A 20,386-nucleotide genomic window follows, 5' to 3' on the forward strand; every position below is an offset into this window, starting at 1 on the left:
TTCTTATGCCTGAGCCGTTGCCTGGCATCAAGTAGCCATGATGGCTGTGACTGCTGGCCCGTGGCGCTTCAGTCGTGTCGGTGCAGACGTAAGCAGACTGTCAGGGTTTTGTAAAATGCCCCAAACACCTGAACTTATTGGCTGTTTGCCCCTCTCATGCCGGTAGCCATTGGTCGTGGCGGCCTGATAAGCTCGCGGCTTTATACGATTGCCCTTTAGGCGCATGAACAAGGAAATAGCATGAAACAGCATCGGTTGGCGGCGGCGGTAGCCCTGGTAGGCCTGGTACTTGCGGGTTGCGATTCGCATTCCAGCGTAGAGCTGAAAACCCCGGCGCAAAAAGCTTCCTACGGTATCGGCCTGAACATGGGCAAGAGCCTGGCCCAGGAAGGCATGGACGACCTCGATTCCAAGGCCGTGGCCCAGGGTATCGAAGATGCCGTCGGCAAGAAGCCGCAGAAGCTCAAGGACGACGAACTGGTCGAAGCCTTTGCCGCCCTGCAGAAGCGCGCTGAAGAGCGCATGGCCAAGCTGAGCGAAGAGTCGGCGGCTGCCGGCAAGAAATTCCTCGAAGAAAACGCCAAGAAGCCAGGTGTCGTCACGACCGCTTCCGGCTTGCAGTATGAAGTCATCAAGAAAGCCGACGGTCCTCAACCCAAGCCGACCGACGTAGTGACCGTTCACTACACCGGCAAGCTGACCAACGGCACCACCTTCGACAGCTCCGTGGATCGCGGCAGCCCGATCGACCTGCCGGTCAGCGGCGTGATTCCAGGTTGGGTCGAAGGCCTGCAACTGATGCACGTCGGCGAGAAGTACAAGCTGTACATCCCGAGCGACCTGGCCTACGGCGCACAAAGCCCAAGCCCGGCAATCCCGGCCAACTCGGTCCTGGTCTTCGACCTGGAACTGCTGGCCATCAAGGATCCTGCCAAGGAAGACGCCGCCGCCAAATAAGGCGCCGGCTCATGACAACGCCCCGTTTTCGGGGCGTTGTCGTTTCTGAGAGGTGGGGACTGTAAGAAAACGAACATCCATAGGTCGGTATAGTCTTAATATTCAGCTAACGGGCCTAATCGTAGACTGATGCCAAGTCAATGAAATAATGGCTTTTTTTCAGTGAGTAAAAAACGCCCGATCTGAGCTGGCCCCTTGTAAAACGGGGCTTGCAGCGTTGAAAAGTGGCTCTGTTCACAAGGTTATCCACAAGTTGTGTGGATAACCTGGCGTCGCTGTCGATTGGAGTGATGATGAAAGCACCCTGGAGTTTCACACGCTTCCTGCCCATGGCCCAACGCGTGCTGTCGCGCGGGCGTCTACCGACCCTGTTGTTCGCCGTGGCGAGCAAGAGCGCGCACCAGGGCGGCCGGCTGGGCAAGCTCAGGGAGGACCTGAAGCTGTTGCAGGTGCTGTGCCTGGCCTACTGGCGCGGCGAGTACCGGGCCATCAACCTCAAGTCGATGATCATCGTGGTGGCGGGGCTGATGTACTTCCTCAGCCCGATCGACGCCATCCCCGATTTTATCCCCGTGTTCGGCATGCTCGACGACATCGCCGTCCTGGCCTGGGTGATGAATACCCTGGACCAGGAACTGACGGCTTTCCGTCGTTGGCTCGAACGGCAGGCACCGGAACAGCTGCGGGCGATCGAGCATTTGCCGGATACACCCGAGCAGTTGCAACTGCAACGCCACGAAAAGGACTGAATCCCAGCCATTCCCTTTAAGAACACACCCCTAGCGACCTTGGTGGCTGTTAAGATTAAGCTACAAGGAAAGCGCCGACTCGCTATGTGTAAAAGTCCTACGGGGTGTGGTGATGGATCTTCAAATAATTACACGTGACGGAAAACCGGAGTATGCGGTTCTACCCTGGGCCCAGTATCAAGCGTTACTCCAGGCTGCCGGTTTGAGCAGCCAGCAACCGCCTCAATCTCCCCCAGCAAGCCCGGCGCCGCCGGCTGATGCCTTGCCGGCCTTCGAGCAATTGCGCAGCCTGCGCGAAGCCAAGGGCCTGGCCGTGGAGACCCTGGCGCGTACGGTGGGCATCAGCCCTTCGTACCTGGGGCTGATCGAAAGCGGGGAGCGCGAGCCTGACGCCGCGATTCGTCGCAGCCTGGCCTGGGAATTGGGTGTGGCCGGCTGGAGGGACGCATCGTGAGCGTGCGCATCAGTCGTCAGCATTGGGATGGGCTGCTGGGTGAGCTCGACCAGGCGCGCCGCCAGCGCCATCTGTTGACCTACCGTGCCTTGCTGGAGCGCTTGCAGTTGCCCAGCCCGGCCATGCAAACCCTGACGGCGGCCCTGGAGCACCTGGCGGCCCTGGATGCCAAGGCCGAACAACCGCTGCGCAGTTCACTGGTGATCAGCCAGGGCGCGAGCCGTTTGCCACGTACCGGTTTCTTCGAGTGTGTCGAGCGGTTGGGGCGTTTTTCCGGCCCGTCCGACGGCGTGGCCGCGGCGTCCTGGCATGCTTCGGAAGTGGTGCGGGTGTTCGAGTACGACTATCCCGAGTCGGCCGAGGCTTAAGCCTAAGGATATTTGAAACGAACACGGACTCTTGTGGCGAGCGGGCTTGCCCGCGCTCGGCTGCGAAGCAGTCGTAAAACCAGAGTCTCGGTTATTTCTGATACACCGCGTTTGCAGGTTTTGGGGGCGCTTCGCACCCCAACGCGGGCAAGCCCGCTCGCCACAAGGGGGATCGCGCGAGTCTGAGGCGATTCAGGGCTTGGCCCAGGCCGGCGGGGCGTCGGCGCCCGAGGCGGGCAGGGCGCTGTCAGCCGTTGCAGCGCTGACGGTTTCGCTGTCGATCACATGAATGCTGTAACCCGGCACATTCTTCGCGTGATGCTTGGCCTGGGAGGCCAGCTCGGCCAACTGCGGGGCATCCAGCCGGCCACAGGATTCGGGCTTCAGGTGCACCACGCCGATGGACAGTGACAGCAGCGGGAACTCCTGGCGCTGGCCCTGGCGGTTCGAGGCGATGAAACAGCCGGCCTCCAGGTGCTCGGCGCGGTAGAAGCGCCGGCACTGGTTCTGGAAGTCCTCCAGCAACTGATTCAAACGTTTGCGCCAATCCTCCTCGCCCAGCACCAGCAGAAAATCATCGCCGCCGATATGCCCGACGAAATCCCGGCTCGGGTCGACGCGGTCGTTCAAGCATTGCGCCAGGCACAACAGCACCTCATCCCCACGCCCATAGCCGTAGATGTCGTTGAACGGCTTGAAGCTGTCGATATCCACATAGCAGATCACCGACTCCCGCGCCTGTTGCAGCAATCGGGTCAGGCATTGCTGGATCGGCACATTGCCCGGCAACAGGGTCAGCGGATTGGCATGGCGGGCTTGCTGGATCTTCAGTTCGGTAATCAGTTTCAGCACATCGATCACCCGCCCCAGGCCCAGGTACTGGCCCTGCTGGGTAATGATGAAGTCTTCCTCGATACGCTGCCGCGCGCGGCTGGTGAGCAAGCGGCTGACTTGCTGCAAGGACTGGCTCAACTCCACCGCCAGGAAATCATTGCTCATCAGCCGGCTGATGGGCTTGCGGGCGAACAGCTCGGTGGCGAAGGGCTTGAGCAGGGCTTCCGAAAGCGAATGCCGGTGGACGATACCGCACGGGTGATTATGTTCGTCCAGCACGGCCACGGAGTTGAGATTGGCCTGGCGCCGGAAGGCTTCCAGCACGTCCGCCGTGGGCGTGCTCAGGGCCACCGCCGGTTGTACGCTGAGCAGGGTGCCGAGATCGCCGGCCTCTTCGTTGAGGGCCATCGAGGTGGCCTCCAGCTTGGGCAACAGCGTGCGCGCTTCCAGCGGCGGCTGTTCCTGGGGCCGGCAGAGCAGATAGCCCTGGACCAGGTCGACGCCCATCTCGGTGAGCACCGCCAGTTCCTCCGGCAGCTCGATGCCTTCGGCGATCACCAGGGCCCGCGAGGCCTTGGCGATCTGCAGGATGGAGCCGACGAACTCGCGCTTGAGCCGGTCCTGATGGATACCGTCGATAAAGTGCCGGTCGATCTTCACATAGTCCGGGCGTAGCTCCGACCACAGGCGCAGGCTCGAATAGCCGGCCCCCAGGTCGTCCAGGGCAATGGAGAAGCCCATGGCGCGATAGTGATGCAAGGCGTTTTGCAGCAGTTGGAAATCGTCGGTCGGGGTCTGCTCGGTGAGCTCGATCACCACATTGCTCGGATCGATGCCGAAGTCCTGCAACAACTGCAGCGTGCGTCCGGGCTGGTGGGTCGGTTCCAGCAGGGATTCCGGCGAGACATTGAGAAACAGTTTGCCCGGCAGCTTCTGCTCACTGAAGCGTCGGCAGGCGCTGAGGCGGCAGAGCATTTCCAGCTCGCTGAGGCGACCGGCCTGGCGGGCCACGGCGAACAGGTTGATAGGCGAGTGCAGCGGGCTGTTGGAGGGGCCGCGACTGAGGGCCTCATAGCCGATGATCCGTCGTTCGGACAGCGAGATGATCGGTTGGAACAAGCTGTGCAGACCATTCTGAGCCAGGATTGAACTCAGGGCGTTCAGCTGTTCGGTCATGGTCATGGTTGTCTCGGTCGATAAAAAAAGGACCGGGCCCGACTCTTTTTACAAGAGCCATGCCCAGTCCTTTATTTCACGACAGAATGATGACTGTTTGATGACGCTCAGAAGCAGCGGAACATTAAATCGCCATCATCTTTCAATGTTTCGCCACCGCCGTGTTCAAACGCAGGTAGTCCAGCAGAATACGCCCGGTTTCACTCAGGTAGGCGTCGTCTTCCGGCTTGGTTTTCTTGTCCGGATCCGGCGGCAAGGCGTCTTCGTCTTCTTTCTTCAGTTCCTTGAGCGGTTCTTCGCCCTTGGCTTTGCGACGGGCGTTCTCCATGGCCAGCTGCTTGGCGTCGATATCGGTGCGCTGGGCACGACGCTCGGCCTCGTTCAGGCTCACGGTTTTTTCCTTCATCAGCTTCTCGGCCAGGGCCAGCTTGTCGCGAATGAAGATGAACTCCGCATCCTTCGACGCGCGCGCCTCGTGGTCAGCCTTGAGCTGGGCCAGGAACGGCTTGAACGGATCCACCGCCGGCTTGATCGAAGGCCGGATGGTGTCCCACGGCATGGCTTCCGGCAGCGCGCTCTCGCCGATTTCCTTGGTGTCGATGATCGACGGGAAATCCACGTCCGGCAGCACGCCCTGGTGCTGGGTGCTCTGCCCGGAAACCCGGTAGAACTTCGCCAGCGTCAGTTTCAGTTCGCCATGGTTGAGCGGCTGGATGGTCTGCACGGTGCCTTTGCCGAAGGTCTGGCCGCCGATGATCAGCGCGCGGTGGTAGTCCTGCATGGCGCCAGCAAAAATTTCCGAAGCCGAGGCGGACAAGCGGTTGACCAGCAACGCCATCGGGCCTTTGTAGAAGGCGCCCGGGCTTTCGTCTTCGAGCACGTCGACCTTGCCTTCGGCGTTACGCACCAGCACGGTCGGACCCTTGTCGATAAACAGACTGGTCAGCTCGGTGGCTTCCTGCAGGGAACCGCCGCCGTTGTTGCGCAGGTCGATGACCACGCCGTCGACGCCTTCCTTCTGCAACTCGCCGAGCAGTTTCTTCACGTCGCGCGTGGTGCTCTTGTAGTCCGGATCGCCGGCGCGGAACGCCTTGAAGTCCAGGTAGAAGGCCGGGATATCGATCACCCCGAGCTTGTAGTCCTTGCCGTCCTGCTTGAGGTGCAGGATCGACTTGCTCGCGGCCTGGTCTTCCAGTTTCACCGATTCGCGGGTGATGGAGACGATCTTGCTGGTCTGGTCGTTCGGCGCATTGCTGGCCGGAATCACTTCCAGGCGTACCACCGAACCTTTCGGCCCGCGGATCAGCTTGACCACTTCGTCCAGGCGCCAGCCGATCACGTCGACCATCTCCTTGTCACCCTGGGCGACACCGACGATCTTGTCGGCCGGAGCCACCTGCTTGGTCTTGTCCGCCGGGCCCGACGGCACCAGGCGCACGACCTTGACCAGGTCATTGTCGCTCTGCAGCACGGCACCGATGCCTTCCAGGGACAGGCTCATATTGATGTCGAAGTTTTCCGCGCTATCAGGAGACAGATAGTTGGTGTGCGGGTCGTAGGACATCGCAAAGGTATTGATATAAGCCTGGAAGATATCTTCGGCGCGGGTCTGGTCCAGACGCGCCAACTGATTCTTGTAGCGCTTGACCAGCAGGTCCTGGATCGCCTTGGGATCCTTGCCGGCGATCTTCAGGCGCAGCACTTCGTCCTTGACGCGTTTGCGCCAGAGGTCGTCGAGCTCGGCGGTGGTCTTCAGCCATGGAGCGTCCTTGCGATCGATCAGCAAGGTTTCCTGGGTGGTGAAGTCCATCTTGTCCACGCCTTTGTTCAGCTCGGCGATGGTGAAGTCCAGACGCGACTTGACCCGGTCCAGGTAGCGCTTGTAGATGGTGAACCCGGCATTCAGGTCGCCGCTCTTGAGGAAGGCGTCGAACTGGGTTTTCCATTTGTCGAATTCGGCAATGTCGCTGGCCAGGAAATAACTGCGCGAGGGATCGAGCAGCTTGATATAGCTGTCATAGATGATCACCGAGCGCGCGGCGTCCAGCGGCGGCTTGCTGTAATGATTGCGCTTGAGCAACTCGACGACGTTCAGGCTGGCAATCACCTCGTCCTTGTCGGGCTGAAGATTGTCCCAGCTATTGGCTGCGAACGAATTGGCCGAGAACGTGGAAATGCCAAGGCCAATGAAAAGAGCGAGTGCGGTGCTGGGGAACAGATGCTTCATGCTGATTCGACGCGGGGGCAATTGATAACGCATATTAGGCCGTCTTTAAAGTCGCCGGTTCCGTGGGACTGCGCACCAAAACCGCCCATTGCGCGTTTTGGTACGACCCTCGGGCCGGTCGCATAATGCAAAAAGCCCGGCGCTACAGCTACGGGCTCAGTCCAGACTCACTATGGAGGCACTGTGAAAGCATTGCAAGGCGTTGAAGGTCAAGTGGAGTGGGTTGAAGAGCCGAGTCCGACCTGCGATGTGGGACAGGTTCGAATTCGGGTGGCGGCCGCGGGCCTCAATCGTGCCGATTTGTTACAAAAAGCCGGGCTCTATCCGCCGCCGCCGGGGGCCAGCCAGGTGCTGGGCCTGGAGTGTTCCGGGGTGATCAGCGAGGTCGGGCCGGGGGCCTCCTGGCAGGTCGGCGACCGGGTCTGCGCGCTGCTGGCCGGCGGCGGCATGGCCGAGGAAGTGGTGGTCGACGGGCGTCATGTGTTGCCGGTGCCGGAAGGCCTGAGCCTGCTGGAAGCGGCCGCGCTGCCTGAGGTCTATGCCACGGCCTGGTTGAACCTGTTCCAGTTGGCGGCGCTCAAGCCCGGTGAAAAAGTCCTGCTGCACGCCGGTGCCAGTGGTGTCGGTTCGGCGGCGATCCAGCTGTGCAAAGCCTTTGGTAACCCGTGCTGGGTGAGTGTCGGTTCGGCCGATCGGCTGGCCTATTGCGAGGCGCTGGGGGCCCAGGGTGGGGTGGTCCGGGGTGACGATATCGAGGGTTTGAGCGACTTCGGTCCCTTCGATGTGATCCTCGATCCGGTGGGGGCGAACTACGCCGCGCTGAACGTGAAACTTTTGTCAGGTGACGGACGGTGGGTGCTGATCGGCCTGATGGGCGGGCGCGAAACCCAGTTGGACCTGGCGAAGATCCTCGCCAAGCGCATCCAGTTGCTCGGTTCGACCTTGCGCAGCCGCGACGATCAGTTCAAGGCCGATCTGCTGCGCGACCTCGGTGAGCATGTCTGGCCGTTGTTTGCCGAGAAGCGCTTGAGCCCGCAGTTGGCCAAGGCCTTCCCGATCAAGGATGCCGAGGCGGCGTTTGAAGCGCTGGCGAGCAATCAGGTGGCGGGGAAGTTGGTGCTGGTGATCGATGAGCGTCTGTCCTGAGCCCTGATACGGCTTTGCAGAGTGGTCCAATGCCGTGAGCGCAGTGTTGCGCTCACGGTTGCCGTTGGCACGTCGATCACCGTCACATTCAGTATCTGATCATGTACAGGACACCCAAGCCGGGTTGTGCGTTATTGCCACAACCGTAGTTACCCGTCCGATACGAGTAATACACGGACAGACCGGGCGGGCAACTTTCAGCGGTCAGAAGCCAATAGTCCCAAGCGCCTATGGAACCGGGAGGCAGGGGGAGTCCGAATGAGTGTGCCAAATCCGTTGCTCCAGCGAGGAGGGGTGAGTCCCCCCCCTGACTGACAACCCAGGCGCTGGCGGCGGACACGTTTTCAAAGGCGTGGGGTATTATGACCAACAGATAGACATTGCCCACCAGCACCGGGTACGTCACCGAATGGTTGCCGGCGTCATAGACGGTGATGGTAGCGCTGCCGTTCCGCTCGCCGACCACCTTGCCCGCCGCATTCACCGAGACCACGGTCGGTGCGCTCGACACATACCGGTAGGGTGGCTGTCCGCCACTGGGCAGCCGGGTCGCGCTATTGCCGACCGAGTCGCGAAGGCGGGGCCAGCTGGCTTTGATCGACAGGCCATCCAGCACCATGACCGACGGCGCGATCACCAGTTCGTTCTGATCGACCTGGTCCTGGGCGCGAAACTCGAAGGTCGCGTCGTTCGCCGCCACGGCGGGCAGCGTCATGCGGATGATGGGGACAGTGACGCCCGTTGCCTGGTAGAAATCCCGTTGATAATACTGTGCTCCCGCCAGCCCATCATCGACATAAAAGAACGCTTCAAGGGGCAATTGGGTCGGTATGTTCTGCGCCCAGGTGGCAATGCGCAGTTCGTTTTGCGTGGCGAATGACTCGCTCGGAATGAGTTTCATGGCCGCAATGCTTGCATTGAAGGCCGAGGTGGCCTGTTCGTTCAGCGCATCACGAACATCGAACGCACATTGATGCTGCTGCCGTTGGGGGTTGCCCGTGACGCGATCGTAATGCGTCAGCCACTGCGCAGCGGTGGTAATGCCCTGGTTGCGACATAAGCCGCTGTCCGTGTAACGAATATGCGCGCCACATCCCTTGTCCGTCGGACGCTCGAAAGTGTGCCCATCAATGGCAAAGGAACAGAGGACTTCCGGGTGCACCTTGCCTGCGCTGGCGAGATAGGGGCTGAAGAAGAATCCGTTTTTATAGCTATAAGCCAGCCCTTTGTATTTGGCATCGGTGCGCAAATAGGAAAAGGACACACCGCCGCTCGTTACTGAGAGATTGCTCGGGTTCCAGGCGTGATAATCCGGCGAGGGATTGGTGCCGCGAAGGATGACCCCCGTGCACAGAAAAGCGGGCCGGGAGGGGGCGCCGCAGTCTGAGCGTGTATCGCGATAACGTTGGGTGATCCGTGTCGCCGTTTCCTGTCCGGCCAGGATGAATTGGGAATGCGCTGGCGAGGGTGACCTTTCTGTCAGCGGCCACCCGGCCTGCTGGGCGGTACAGCCCCAGATGATCAACACCATCGAGGCCAGCAAGAGCCGCTTCAGGTTTAATGGATGGCTACTGAAGAGAAAGTGGCTGGGACGTCGCCGGTTCATGGAAGACACCTCTGGGTTTGAGGGGGCAGCCAATACGGCGATAGAGGCGGACATGGCGTTATTAAAGAGGCCTGGCGCGAGGTGTGTCTACTGTCAGAACTGACAGTTCGAGGGGGGAAATGGAGGCCGTTTGTCCGAAGGGCAGATCGCTACAACGCTCGGCTCAAGGTCGATCTGCTGCCGAGAAGCGTTTGAACCTGTGGTTCTGTTTTGGCCCGACGGAAGCCCGCACCTGGTGTTTTGAACACCCGAAGGCTCGAATAAACCGACGAACGGAGCTCATACCTGTCATTTCTGACAGTAGGCGAGCTTCGAAAAAAAGCGTTGAATTAACCCACAGCTTTGCACACATAGACACCTGATTCGGGCATATAAGCTCGCGGATAAGTGCGCAATCAATAACGACACCGCGATAGCTCCAGAGTGCACTCGAAGGGAGGCGGGTGTGAGTCATCTTGTTATTGGAATGAGGAGTGTATGAAATGCCATCATCTAAAAAGCCAATTAACTCTTCGTCCGATGACAGTCACATTCAAATTGACAAGCCGACGGTTCCGGCTGTTCTGGACCCGAACGACCCCGAGGGATTATTACCTTCCCGGGTGTTGGGCGATCCTTTGGAAGTTCAATTCTGGGAATGGTCGTTTGGTGCCCCGGGCCGCTACGACACGGTCGAATTGGGGTTCAGGCCCGCAGGTTTTGATTTTGTGAAGGTTGATGAAAAAGAGTATTACATCGACGATCCGGTCGATATCCCCTTTCCCCAGTCGTTGTATGTTCCTCCGAATAGATTAAGCCCCGATGGTCTTTATGATGTCTCGATCAGGATCTCTAGAGCAGGGGGCAACCCCATTGAGTCGGACAAGAAACAGGTCACGATTGATACGGTCGCCCCCAATTTTGGTCAGCAGCCAGATCCCATTATCTTTCCGGCTGATGCGAACGGCGTGATTACCGAAGATTATTTAATTGCCCATGGGGGGGAAGTGAACGTTGAAGTGCCCTTTTATACCGACGCGAAGGGCAAGGATCGGGCGATTTATTACTGGACCGACACACCCACGCCCTCCGACTTGGAAGTGCCTATCGATGAGCAGGAGTTCAGCGCGCTCGATGTCAGTAATAAAAGACTACGTGTGACGTATCGCGCGGAGGATATCCGCCCCTGGGGTTCCGAGGTGCGCTACGCCTATTACTACCTCCGGGACCGGGCCGGTAATCCCGGGCCGCGATCGAAGATGTCGCCGATAGACGTCGACTTGACGCCGGCTCCGGGTACGCTCAATCCGCCTCGTGTGGAGTTGGTCCGTGGATTGGTTGATCGGCAGCAGGCACGTGACACGGTGTGGGTGGAAATCGATCGGTATGACGACGCCGATGCCGCGCATTTTGTCGCCATTCTCTGGGACGGAACGCCATTGCCCGAGTTTCCGGTCAATCCGGCCGCCTTCCCTCTCAAGGCGCCCGTTGAATGGGCGATACTCAAAGCCCAGGGGCTGGGGCCCTTGCGTGCCAGGGTCGACTATCGGATAAGGATCGCGGGGGGTTATACGCCACCTTCTCCAGGCATCGGTGTTCCGGTCAACCTGACCATCGCCGGCCAGGACCATATCGCCGCCCCCGGATTGATCAATGCGGATCTGGAAAAACTGGAAGTATGGGGGCAGGAAAATATTCTGAATACATTGACCGGGCTTGACGAGGGGTTTGATGCAAGGGCCACGGTGAGACTGTTCGACGATCCGAAACCCTATGAGGAGCTGCGGGTGTACTGGGGGCAGATCAGTGCACCGGTAGAAAGTTATATCGTGCAACCGGGTGATGTCGCGGGGAAACTCATTACGATCCCCATCCCGTGGAGCGCGATCGAGCAGGATAAAAGCAATCCGAGGTTACCGGTCTACTACATCACCAGTAATGGCGTGAATGAACAACAATCCCTGGTGACTGAAGTCAATGTCATGGTCGATACCATCAAGGGATTGCCTGCGGTGAAATTCCCCAGCGCCACGGCCCAGGGTTACCTGAATTGCTGTTCGCAACCCAGGCTCTGGGATGGGGTTCGCGTCCTGATTGAAGGCAATGTCAACTTCTCGGAAAACGATACCGTTCTGGTGATTTGGCAAGGCCATAAAGGCCTGAATGGAACAGACCCGATAAAAGGGGTGCGAGGTAGCTTCACCAAGATACTGAGTGCCACCGAGGCTGTGGATGGTTTTGAAGTGCTGGTCGAGCCCTATGAGTCCCTGATTGCTCCCATGGTCAGCAATGGCTCGGCCGTTGTGTTTTACCGGTTGATCAAAACAACCGGGAGGATAGGTATTTCCAGAGGGGAATTCGTGAAGATCACTCGGACGATGGCCGGTAGTGTTTGTGATCCGACGAATGATATTTGCATGGAGTGATTTCCAAAAGGAAGTTGGGTCCTTGTTTGATAGTGGTGATGCAGTGCCGAGCCAAGGCGTGTGGCGGTAATGATCGGTTGCTTATCTTGAGAGGCTTGGTAGTGGGTTTTCGAGCGGATGTTCTTTCATTTCAAGGCAGCCAAGGACAGTGAGTGAAGGTTTCACTCTATCTTGTGGAGTCGATGATATGCTTGACATCAAAAAACGCAAAAAAAAATCGGTCGTTAACACGGTGACGAATGGTGTACGTAGAACGCTGCGTCGGACGAATGCCGATATGCCTCCGGAACTCCAAGGCTTACTCCCCAATGTCTCGGGGGATATTGACAATAAACTGCCGAGGGAATTGCAAGGACAAGATAATGAGGTATGGCTGCGTGAGGTTGCTTTCGAAGGGGGAAGTGGCCGTTCGGTTTTTGTCGCCATTACCTGGGGAGGGATTCCTGTCACGGATTTCCAGGAGTTTACAACACCTATTGATCCAGATGATCTCCCGGCTATATTCGTGCTTCCTGGCACAAAGACGGACGCACCAGGAGAACATAGGTTGTCCTATATCTCCTATTATGTAGAAATTGGCGCTAATCCGCATTTTGGGCCAGTTGTCACTATCTATATCGATAAGGAAGCGCCAAACCATGGGCAGAAAGATGGTCCTTTGGTTTTGGATAATGTCAGTGGTGATATCATTGATCTCGATTTCTTCGAGAATAATACTTATATTGATGTTTCCATTGCTCGTCCAACGGATCGCGCAACGGGTGATATTGCGAATATCTATTTTGGTGCGAGTATTCCAGGGAGGCTGATAGGCTCTACTGTTCCCGCTGCTGATGACTCAAGTGCGGATTTGACGTACAGGATAGACACGGGAGAGATCACCCCGCAAGGAGAAGGAGAAAGGATACTTTACTATGAATGGGAAGACCGCGTAGGTAATGTCGGAGTGCCCTCGGTGGAAAGGGGTTTTCTTGTTCTCCTGACGAGGGCACCTACTAATTTAGTACCGCCCGTTGTTCCGGATGCCATTGCCCCGGATAAGACGGTCAACGTCGCGGTTTCTTTTCCGACCCTGGCGGTGGAGATTGAGGAGTACACGAATTTTGTCGTCAATGTCGACAAAGTACTGTTGGATTTTGATGGGCAAAAACAAACCCCTCAAAACGTAGATGGCATATGGCCGGTGATTGTCAATGTACCCTATGCCAGTGTGAAGCGCGGTGGCATAGGCCCTAGAGCGGCTCGGGTAAGCTACGAAATCGAACGTAATCCTTTAGTGCGCGTCCCAGAGCTTATCGGTGAGACGGTCCGGGTTGATTTGACCCGGCCGGGTCCTCCGTTTCCTCCGGAGCCAGAGGATCCGGAGGAAGGTAACCCCAACCTGGATCCCGTCGTTGTCACCGGGAGGGGGGGGACGCCAGGACCTGATAATACGCTGGAAAGGAAAGATTATGGCTTGGACGCTGATGCAACGGTGCTCATTTTTGATGCTTCCAAAGCGGATGACCATGTCCAGTTGTTCTGGAATAAAGTCCCGGTGCCCGCACCTGGAGGCACCTATGATGTTGAAGGTGATGAGGATCCAAGTGACACCATGGATTTTGTCATTCCATGGGACATGATCGAGCTGACATCCAACGGGGTTTGGCCTGTTCATTATGAAATAACCAGTCTTACCGAAACCAATCCGAACCCGTCCAAGCGTGCGCAAGTTTCTGTGCATGTCTTGGCAACTACGCTACCTCCGCCGGTTATCCAGGGCGTTACACCTTCTGGGTTTATTTTCTGTTCTGCCGTGGTTAACGTTCCAGGGCAAGGGCGAGTGGTTGTTGTCCATGTAAACGGAGGGGGACCTTTGACAGCGGGAATGGTGTTGAACTTCAGCTGGACCGGGGAAAGACTCAGTTCGCTTGAGCCGGGTAATCCGACTGATCCTGATCCGGGTTATCCTGTTCCTGGAGCTGTGCCACCCTACACCTTCACTAAAACGCTGGTAGCGCCAGAGCACGTCAACGGATTTGATGTCTATCTACCGTTTACCGATGCTATTTTACCCATTCGCGACGGTAGAGGCTCGATTGTCTATAAGGCGATGGTTAACAATATTGAGGAAACCTCTGATCCTCATAATGTGGAGGTTGTTGTCGTTGACAGCGTTAATGCGCCATGCCCTGTGGTGGCGAGCAGTAGAGCAAAACGTGACATTGATAAGTAGTTGACAGGCACGACAAGAGCAGGAGCTGTGAGTTTCCTGCTCTTGTCAGTGCTTCCTGATGATTTCAATCGCGCTTCGAAATAGCCATCGGGGTTCGCGTGCTTTAGTTGTTGTGTGGCAGTAAGGCTGCTGGCGTAAGTCTTTCAAAGCGTGGCGAATGGTCTTTGTGGGCATAGGAAAACCCCTCTATTTATTGAAGGAAATTCCTACAGACCTTGCTCTCCAATCTCCCTAGCCTTCGCACTTTCATTTGCGCTGTCTCGGACGAGGGCCAGCCACTTATCGACTGATGAAGGTTTCGCCATGAATGTAACTATTGCCACTTTTCCTGCGATATACCTGAGACAGGTCCTCGGCGCCCTGGCTCTCACCCCGGTACTGTTCAGCCCATCGGTGTTGGCATTGACCACCATCGGTGCCGGCGAGACCAAGAATATTGACAGCACAACGGCTCCAGATACCTATCTGGTCGAGAATGGTGGCGTCCTGAATACCAGCGGCGCGAACACCCACGAAGTGTTCGTTCAGAGTGGTTCGACCCTCAATGTGGTGGGTGGGACGTTCACCGGTGGCAGCGGTTCTTCCGCCTCGCCGGGTATTACCGTCACCAACAGCCAGGGGACCATCACGGGTGCACTGATCAGCGGTAATTTCGCTGGGATGGCGGTCAATCGGGAGGCCGGTACGACGACGGGCTCAACGGTTACCGTGGCCAATAGCAGCATCACGGGCGGAACGTCGGGCGTTCTTGTTACCGGCGCCAGTACGCTTCAATTGATCAACACTCAAGTCACTGGCACGGGCAGCACCAGTACGGGCATCAACTACTTCGGCGGTAATGTCAGCGCTGTGGGTAGCACCATCACTGGCGGTGCCACGGGCATCACCATGAGCCCGGATACCCAAGGGGTGGGCGCGGATACCAACCGTCTGGTATTGGACAGTACCCGTGTCCAGGGTCTTACCGGCGCGGCCATCAATGTGGGCGACGGGCTGGACGCGAACATCGATATCCTGAACGGTTCGACGTTGATTGGCGGCAACGGTAATATCCTCGAAGTCCAGGGTGCCTCCACCGCCAATGTCAATGTCGCCAACAGCGCTCTGACCGGCAATGTCGACGTTACCGGCAACAGCACCGCCAACCTCAGCTTCGACGGCGCTCATATGACCGGCGACTTCAACGTCGAAGCGGGCAGCACCGGCAACCTGGCCCTGGCCAATGGTTCGGTGTTCACCGGCAGCCTGAACAATGTCGATGGCGTCACCATCAACAGCGGTTCCAACTGGAACATGACTGCCAACAACACCGTCGGTACGCTGGCGATGAATAACGGCACGGTCACCATGGGTCAGGGCAGCAATTTCTACCAACTGAACGTGGGCACCCTGGCCGGCAACGGCACCTTCGCCATGAACGTGGATTTCGCCACCAACCAGCATGACGTGCTCAATGTCACCGGTGCTTCCAGCGGCGACTTCAAACTGCTGGTGGCCGGTTCCGGTGTCGACCCGGTATCGCCAGAGGCGCTGACCCTGGTGCACACGGCTTCCGGCAATGCGAATTTCGCGTTGGCGGGCACTGGCCTGGTGGATGTCGGGACCTACTCCTATGGCCTGGGCTCGAGCAGCAACGGCAGCGGTGGCACCGACTGGTTCCTCGACCCGAACAAGAAGACCGTCAGCCCGAGCACCCAATCGGTACTGGCCCTGTTCAACACCGCGCCGACCGTGTGGTATGGCGAACTGTATTCGTTGCGTACCCGCATGGGTGAACTGCGCTTCAACGATGGTCAGTCCGGCTCCTGGGCGCGGGCTTATGGCAACAAGTACAACGTGTCGGAAAGCTCCGGCGTGGGCTATTCGCAGAACCAGCAGGGCTTCAGCCTGGGGGCCGATGCGCCGCTGCCGATGGGTGATGGTCACTGGCTGATCGGTGCGCTGGCCGGGCATAGCAACTCTGACCTGAGCCTCAAGGGCGGCACCACCGGTAATGTGAAGAGCTACTACGTGGGGGGTTACACCACCTGGCTGGAGCCGGAAACCGGTTACTACTTCGACGGTGTGGTCAAACTCAACCGTTTCGAGAACGAATCGAAAGTCGCCATGAGCGATGGTACCCAGTCCAAGGGTAACTACGGCACTACCGGTATCGGTGGTTCCGCCGAGTTTGGTCGCCATATCAAGCTGGATAACGATTTCTTCGTCGAGCCGTTCGGTCAGTTGTCGGCGGTGACGATCCAGGGCAAGAACTACAACCTGGACAACGGCCTGCAGGCCGAGGGCGACCAGACCCGTTCGTTCCTGGGCAAGGTCGGTGCAACGGTCGGGCGTAACCTGACACTGGATAGCGGCACCGTGGTGCAGCCGTACCTGCGGGCGGCGGTGGCCCATGAGTTCGCCAAGAACAATGAGGTCAAGGTCAACAACACGGTGTTCAACAACGACCTGTCCGGCTCGCGCTCCGAGTTCGGTGCCGGTGTGGCGGTGAAGCTGTCCAAGGACCTGCAAGTGCATGCCGACTTCGACTATGCCAATGGCAAGTCCATCGAGCAGCCGTTTGGCGCGAATGTGGGGTTGCGCTATAACTGGTAAGTCAGACGGACAACCCAGACGATTTTATAAACGCCCGGTGCATTGCGCCGGGCTTTTTTTTTGCATCGGGCCCTGTCTTGAATAAGGTTTGCGCTTGCTTCGAGCCGGGAGAATGATTGGTAACAATTGCCTGCATTGCCTCCTCGGAAGTCAGCGGTTTATAGTCCTTTGATCGCCTTCATTGGTGATACGGGTTTGGCGACTCGTCGATAAAATGTGCTGAGGCTTCCTGAGTGAGCTTATTGCAGGGATACTTGTACCCGCAAAGCTGCGTTATGGCGGCTGTGCGCGGGAGACCTCCGGGTCTGCCGGATTTTGCTCGTTTTATCCCGGTTCGCCAACCTGCGTACAGCTGCCACCCATTCGTTTGGCGACGATTGAGTGATGGCTCTCATTTAAAAAACGAGGCCTTACCTATGTCTAAATACATACCGCTCACCGCCATCGACTGCCTGATCCCCAGCCTGTTGATCGACGCCGAAAGCCCCACCGATGTCCTCCACGCCAACGCCGCCGCGCGCTTTCTGGCGGCAACGCAAATGCTCGAAGCCCTGTCCCATATCGAATTGCACAACGCCAATGACATCGACTTCCAACACATTATCCAGGTCCCCGCGATGGTCATGCGCGATGGCTGCGACCTGATGGATGTGCTGGGGTGGCGGCTGCGGGTCTGATTGCTTAAAACGTGCAGTGAAGCAAAACTGCAGGCCACTGCATTCAATTTGACGAGAATAATGAAAGGGGAGCCTGGCTCCCCTTTGTGATCTGAATAAAACTAGCTATCTTTGATGCATTTCAGTTGAGGGGGGCGCATCAATACGGGACAAAGGCCCAGGCGCCTTTGATGCTCGTATTGTTCGGGTCGGCCAGGCGAATAGTTTGCGTATCATAGTTAAAGAAACTATATCTACTGTCGGTGCCGACGTATTTACCGAGCCAGTAATTAATGGGTTTGAATGGGTAAGGAAATGGTCCTCGGTACACCCTGAACATACTAGCGATAAAGTTATCATACTGACCAATGTTAACGCCATTGACTGAATTGATCCAAGCCCTCGCTGCGGTCGCATCGTTGAATGGACCGTCGTTCACGACTAGAGTGTAGACGTTGCTGACAATGACCAGAAAAGACACTGTCGCCCCTTGCGAGTCCCTCACGCTAATAGTTGCTTGGCCATTGCGCATTCCCCGTACTTTGTTAGTGCCCTCGATTTGGGCCACCGATGGGTTGGAGGATGTATATTGGTACGGTGGTGTCCCTCCCGATGCCTGACGTACTTCTGTATTGCCGTTCGGATCCTCACCAGTGGTTGGCCAAGACACTCTGATGGAATAGCCGCGCAAGAGCATGTATGACCGGTCAATTGTCAGCGGATCCGTCACAGTTTTGACGGTATAGGTGCGCAGTGGAAAATCGACCGCGTTGGCCTGGGTCGAGCTGCGATCGAAGGTCACTTGCAGCACGACGTTCAGTGGCGAGTCGTCGCGCAATTTCTCCAGTTCGCTACGCAACAGCGTTGTGGACAACCCGGCCGTCACTTCCGAGTCCTGGACCGCGGAAGACGTGTAGAGGGTGATGGTATAGCGCGAGCCGTCGAGCGCCGTACCCTCGGCGCGTAGCCAGACGCGCTGACCGGCGGCGATCAGCGGCCATGGTGCCACGGTGACCCGCGCATCGCCGGCAAAGGTCTTCAGATCCAGTTCGCTGCCAATACCGGCTTGCGCGGCCTGGGGAATCAGCGGCATGGGCAGACTGATGTCGGGTATCGCCTGCACGTTCAGCGTCAATGCACGGGACGGCTCGGATTCGCTGCCTCCACTAGGGGTCACGGTGTAGGTGACCGTCACCGACCGGTCCAGGTTGTAGGCGGTGAGCGAAATCGGAAGGGGGATCTCTCGGCTGCCCGGCAGCGCTTGCAGCGGGCTGGTGTACGATCCACCGCCAGGTGCGCCGGCCCAGGTCACGCGGACCTGATCGCCGGGTCGGATGCCATAATCCGGAATCTCCACGGTCAGTTCATCCTTGGCCGCCACCGGATTGAGTTGTTGGCTGGGGGCATTGCCAGTGGCCTGCTTGACGCTGGGGGCGAGCAACTCCAGAGCCGAGCCGATGGTCAGCTCACGTACCAGCGAGCGTTGAATCGGAGATCCGGTACGTATGATGTAATAGTCCGTGTCCACCGTGCCGTTCAAGTTGCCAATCACGTATTGAAACGGTACGACAAAGGGAATGGGGTTACCCGCCGAGCCTGGGTTCAGCGGCGGCGTCTCTTGATCCGGCGCACTGCTGAGCGAACCTCTCCAGCGCAGCCCGACAATGTCATTGGGCAGAGTGCCCGTATATGGCACAACCACATCGGCCCCGGTGATGGGGTTCACATCGTCCGGGTTCAAGACATCGTTGCTGTCGGCCCGGATGACGTTGGGTTTTGGCATGAAAGGCTGACCGCTGCCCACGGACAACACCAACTCCTGTGATTTACGTTGGCTATTGATCCAGTAGTAAACAGTGAGCGACCCGCCATCGAGTCGCTTGATTTCATTCTTGTCCACATCGCGCAGGACCGGATCGCCATTCGGTTCATTACCCACATAGGCGTTAATGTCGAAACCAGTCGGGTTGTTGCTGGCGTCAAGTCCTTCAAACACAATGTAGAGATGGTCTCCGGGCTGGCGCCCCGGGTAATAGGGCACTGAAATGGTGTAGAAATTCAGGTTCGGGTCCAACACACTGCCACTTGCTTCCACAAAGCTCGGACGGTCAGGCTGGGCAATATCACCCACCACCGTGACGTTGGCGTTTTTCGACGGGTGATCCGGCACGCCGCTCCTGATCCGTACGTAAGACACCGACGCTCGCCCCTTGGCAATCGCCTCCACGTATTCGTAGGGGATGGGAAAGTCGTATTGGAAGGGGATGAATTGGACCGTTTGCTCAAGAGGCCCGACGATCACCGACGAATCCCCTTGTGCCGGGGTGCCGACCCAGGTCAGTTGCAGGATATCGTCTATCGCGTGATCCGTTTGATTGGTGTACACCCGGCAAATCACATCGGCTCCCGCCAGTTGCTCAAGATCGATCACATTCTGGGGAGCGGGAAAACCATTGACCAGTACCTGCGGCGCATCGAGGCGGTTGCCGCCCACGTCGACCCGCACGGTGGTAATCACGGACCAGGGTTCACGCTCATCGGGATAGTTTTTGCAGACATCCACCACCTGATAAGCGATGTCGATCTGACCGTCTAGAGCGTTCTCGATGACCGTTCTGTCGATATGGATCGGGATGTCCGTGTCCACCTCCTCCGGTTGGACGATGTGCTCCACACTGGCTCGCCCCCAGGCCAGGCGGATAAGGTCGTTCTTGCGCATGAATTCGTAGTGGATAATGGTGATATCCACCCCGGCGTCGGCTTCAATCGGTCCGACGCCATTGTCGATAATCTCCTGTGGCACCACATAGCGCAGGCCCGAATGGCCGGGAATCGACGGGTTATCGTCGTAGCCGCCGGGGCGGTCAAGCTTGACGAACAACCTCAGCCGCCTTGAGTCCTCGGGAGTTTGACCTGGGACGGTCACCCGGTAGAACACCGGGTCGGCATCGCCCCTGACGATAAAGCCCTTGCTGATTGTAAAGAACAGTTGCTCGTT

At 57.9% G+C, this 20,386-nt stretch carries 13 protein-coding genes; 9 read left to right on the forward strand and 4 right to left on the reverse strand.

Annotation, left to right across the window (positions count from 1 at the left end):
- The first annotated feature begins 240 nt into the window (after positions 1–240).
- From M5B42_RS29480 to M5B42_RS29495, 4 genes are all read left to right on the forward strand, one after another.
- On the forward strand, positions 241–957 hold the full coding sequence (locus M5B42_RS29480) for an FKBP-type peptidyl-prolyl cis-trans isomerase (RefSeq protein WP_103499741.1): 717 nt from the start codon (positions 241–243) through the stop codon (positions 955–957).
- 293 nt (positions 958–1,250) lie between these two features.
- Positions 1,251–1,706 (forward strand): YkvA family protein, encoded by a 456-nt coding sequence (locus tag M5B42_RS29485; protein ID WP_248747795.1) that lies wholly within the window; start codon positions 1,251–1,253, stop codon positions 1,704–1,706.
- Positions 1,707–1,818: 112 nt separating this feature from the next.
- Complete coding sequence (locus tag M5B42_RS29490; protein ID WP_152741480.1) at positions 1,819–2,160, forward strand: helix-turn-helix transcriptional regulator; 342 nt, start codon at positions 1,819–1,821, stop codon at positions 2,158–2,160.
- Positions 2,157–2,528, forward strand: a complete 372-nt coding sequence (locus tag M5B42_RS29495) for a hypothetical protein (protein ID WP_040065236.1) — start codon at positions 2,157–2,159, stop codon at positions 2,526–2,528. The genes M5B42_RS29490 and M5B42_RS29495 overlap by 4 nt, the downstream gene beginning before the upstream one ends.
- Before the next feature lie 192 nt (positions 2,529–2,720).
- On the opposite strand, the gene M5B42_RS29500 is transcribed toward M5B42_RS29495, so the two are convergent.
- Both M5B42_RS29500 and M5B42_RS29505 read right to left on the reverse strand, forming a co-directional pair.
- Positions 2,721–4,544, reverse strand: coding sequence for a bifunctional diguanylate cyclase/phosphodiesterase (locus M5B42_RS29500; RefSeq protein WP_248747796.1), 1,824 nt, complete (start codon positions 4,542–4,544; stop codon positions 2,721–2,723).
- A gap of 136 nt (positions 4,545–4,680) precedes the next feature.
- Entirely contained in the window at positions 4,681–6,765 is a 2,085-nt protein-coding gene (locus M5B42_RS29505) for a carboxy terminal-processing peptidase (RefSeq protein ID WP_248747797.1), read from the reverse strand.
- 183 nt (positions 6,766–6,948) lie between these two features.
- Between M5B42_RS29505 and M5B42_RS29510 the strand changes: the two genes are divergently transcribed.
- Positions 6,949–7,911 (forward strand): zinc-binding dehydrogenase, encoded by a 963-nt coding sequence (locus M5B42_RS29510; RefSeq protein ID WP_248747798.1) that lies wholly within the window; start codon positions 6,949–6,951, stop codon positions 7,909–7,911.
- 88 nt (positions 7,912–7,999) lie between these two features.
- On the opposite strand, the gene M5B42_RS29515 is transcribed toward M5B42_RS29510, so the two are convergent.
- Positions 8,000–9,517 carry an Ig-like domain-containing protein gene (locus M5B42_RS29515; protein ID WP_248747799.1) on the reverse strand — a complete coding sequence of 506 codons (1,518 nt, stop codon included), beginning with the start codon at positions 9,515–9,517 and terminating at the stop codon, positions 8,000–8,002.
- A gap of 482 nt (positions 9,518–9,999) precedes the next feature.
- On the opposite strand from M5B42_RS29515, the gene M5B42_RS29520 reads away from it, so the two are divergent.
- The 4 genes from M5B42_RS29520 (at position 10,000) to M5B42_RS29535 (ending at position 17,409) form a co-directional block, all read left to right on the forward strand.
- A complete protein-coding gene (locus M5B42_RS29520; RefSeq protein WP_218225257.1) occupies positions 10,000–11,922 on the forward strand; it encodes a hypothetical protein in 1,923 nt (640 codons plus the stop codon).
- A gap of 187 nt (positions 11,923–12,109) precedes the next feature.
- A complete protein-coding gene (locus M5B42_RS29525; RefSeq protein WP_248747800.1) occupies positions 12,110–14,137 on the forward strand; it encodes a hypothetical protein in 2,028 nt (675 codons plus the stop codon).
- 303 nt (positions 14,138–14,440) lie between these two features.
- Entirely contained in the window at positions 14,441–16,732 is a 2,292-nt protein-coding gene (locus tag M5B42_RS29530; RefSeq protein WP_248747801.1) for an autotransporter outer membrane beta-barrel domain-containing protein, read from the forward strand.
- A gap of 416 nt (positions 16,733–17,148) precedes the next feature.
- Positions 17,149–17,409 (forward strand): short-chain dehydrogenase, encoded by a 261-nt coding sequence (locus tag M5B42_RS29535; protein ID WP_152741473.1) that lies wholly within the window; start codon positions 17,149–17,151, stop codon positions 17,407–17,409.
- 139 nt (positions 17,410–17,548) lie between these two features.
- Here the strand turns inward: M5B42_RS29535 and M5B42_RS29540 are convergent.
- The coding region (locus tag M5B42_RS29540) for a hypothetical protein (protein WP_248747802.1) at positions 17,549–20,386 on the reverse strand (2,838 nt) is incomplete at its 5' end.

Origin of the sequence: Pseudomonas sp. MWU12-2037, assembly GCF_023242345.1 — a bacterium.
Classification (GTDB): domain Bacteria; phylum Pseudomonadota; class Gammaproteobacteria; order Pseudomonadales; family Pseudomonadaceae; genus Aquipseudomonas; species Aquipseudomonas gingeri_D.

What these genes read in the sequence shown, in the direction of transcription:
- M5B42_RS29530 (WP_248747801.1), top strand. Translation starts at nt 14,441, where the DNA reads ATGAATGTAACTATTGCCACTTTTCCTGCGATATACCTGAGACAGGTC.
- M5B42_RS29500 (WP_248747796.1), bottom strand. Translation starts at nt 4,544, where the DNA reads ATGACCATGACCGAACAGCTGAACGCCCTGAGTTCAATCCTGGCTCAG.
- M5B42_RS29490 (WP_152741480.1), top strand. Translation starts at nt 1,819, where the DNA reads ATGGATCTTCAAATAATTACACGTGACGGAAAACCGGAGTATGCGGTT.
- M5B42_RS29520 (WP_218225257.1), top strand. Translation starts at nt 10,000, where the DNA reads ATGCCATCATCTAAAAAGCCAATTAACTCTTCGTCCGATGACAGTCAC.
- M5B42_RS29480 (WP_103499741.1), top strand. Translation starts at nt 241, where the DNA reads ATGAAACAGCATCGGTTGGCGGCGGCGGTAGCCCTGGTAGGCCTGGTA.
- M5B42_RS29505 (WP_248747797.1), bottom strand. Translation starts at nt 6,765, where the DNA reads ATGAAGCATCTGTTCCCCAGCACCGCACTCGCTCTTTTCATTGGCCTT.
- M5B42_RS29535 (WP_152741473.1), top strand. Translation starts at nt 17,149, where the DNA reads ATGTCTAAATACATACCGCTCACCGCCATCGACTGCCTGATCCCCAGC.
- M5B42_RS29515 (WP_248747799.1), bottom strand. Translation starts at nt 9,517, where the DNA reads ATGAACCGGCGACGTCCCAGCCACTTTCTCTTCAGTAGCCATCCATTA.
- M5B42_RS29485 (WP_248747795.1), top strand. Translation starts at nt 1,251, where the DNA reads ATGAAAGCACCCTGGAGTTTCACACGCTTCCTGCCCATGGCCCAACGC.
- M5B42_RS29525 (WP_248747800.1), top strand. Translation starts at nt 12,110, where the DNA reads ATGCTTGACATCAAAAAACGCAAAAAAAAATCGGTCGTTAACACGGTG.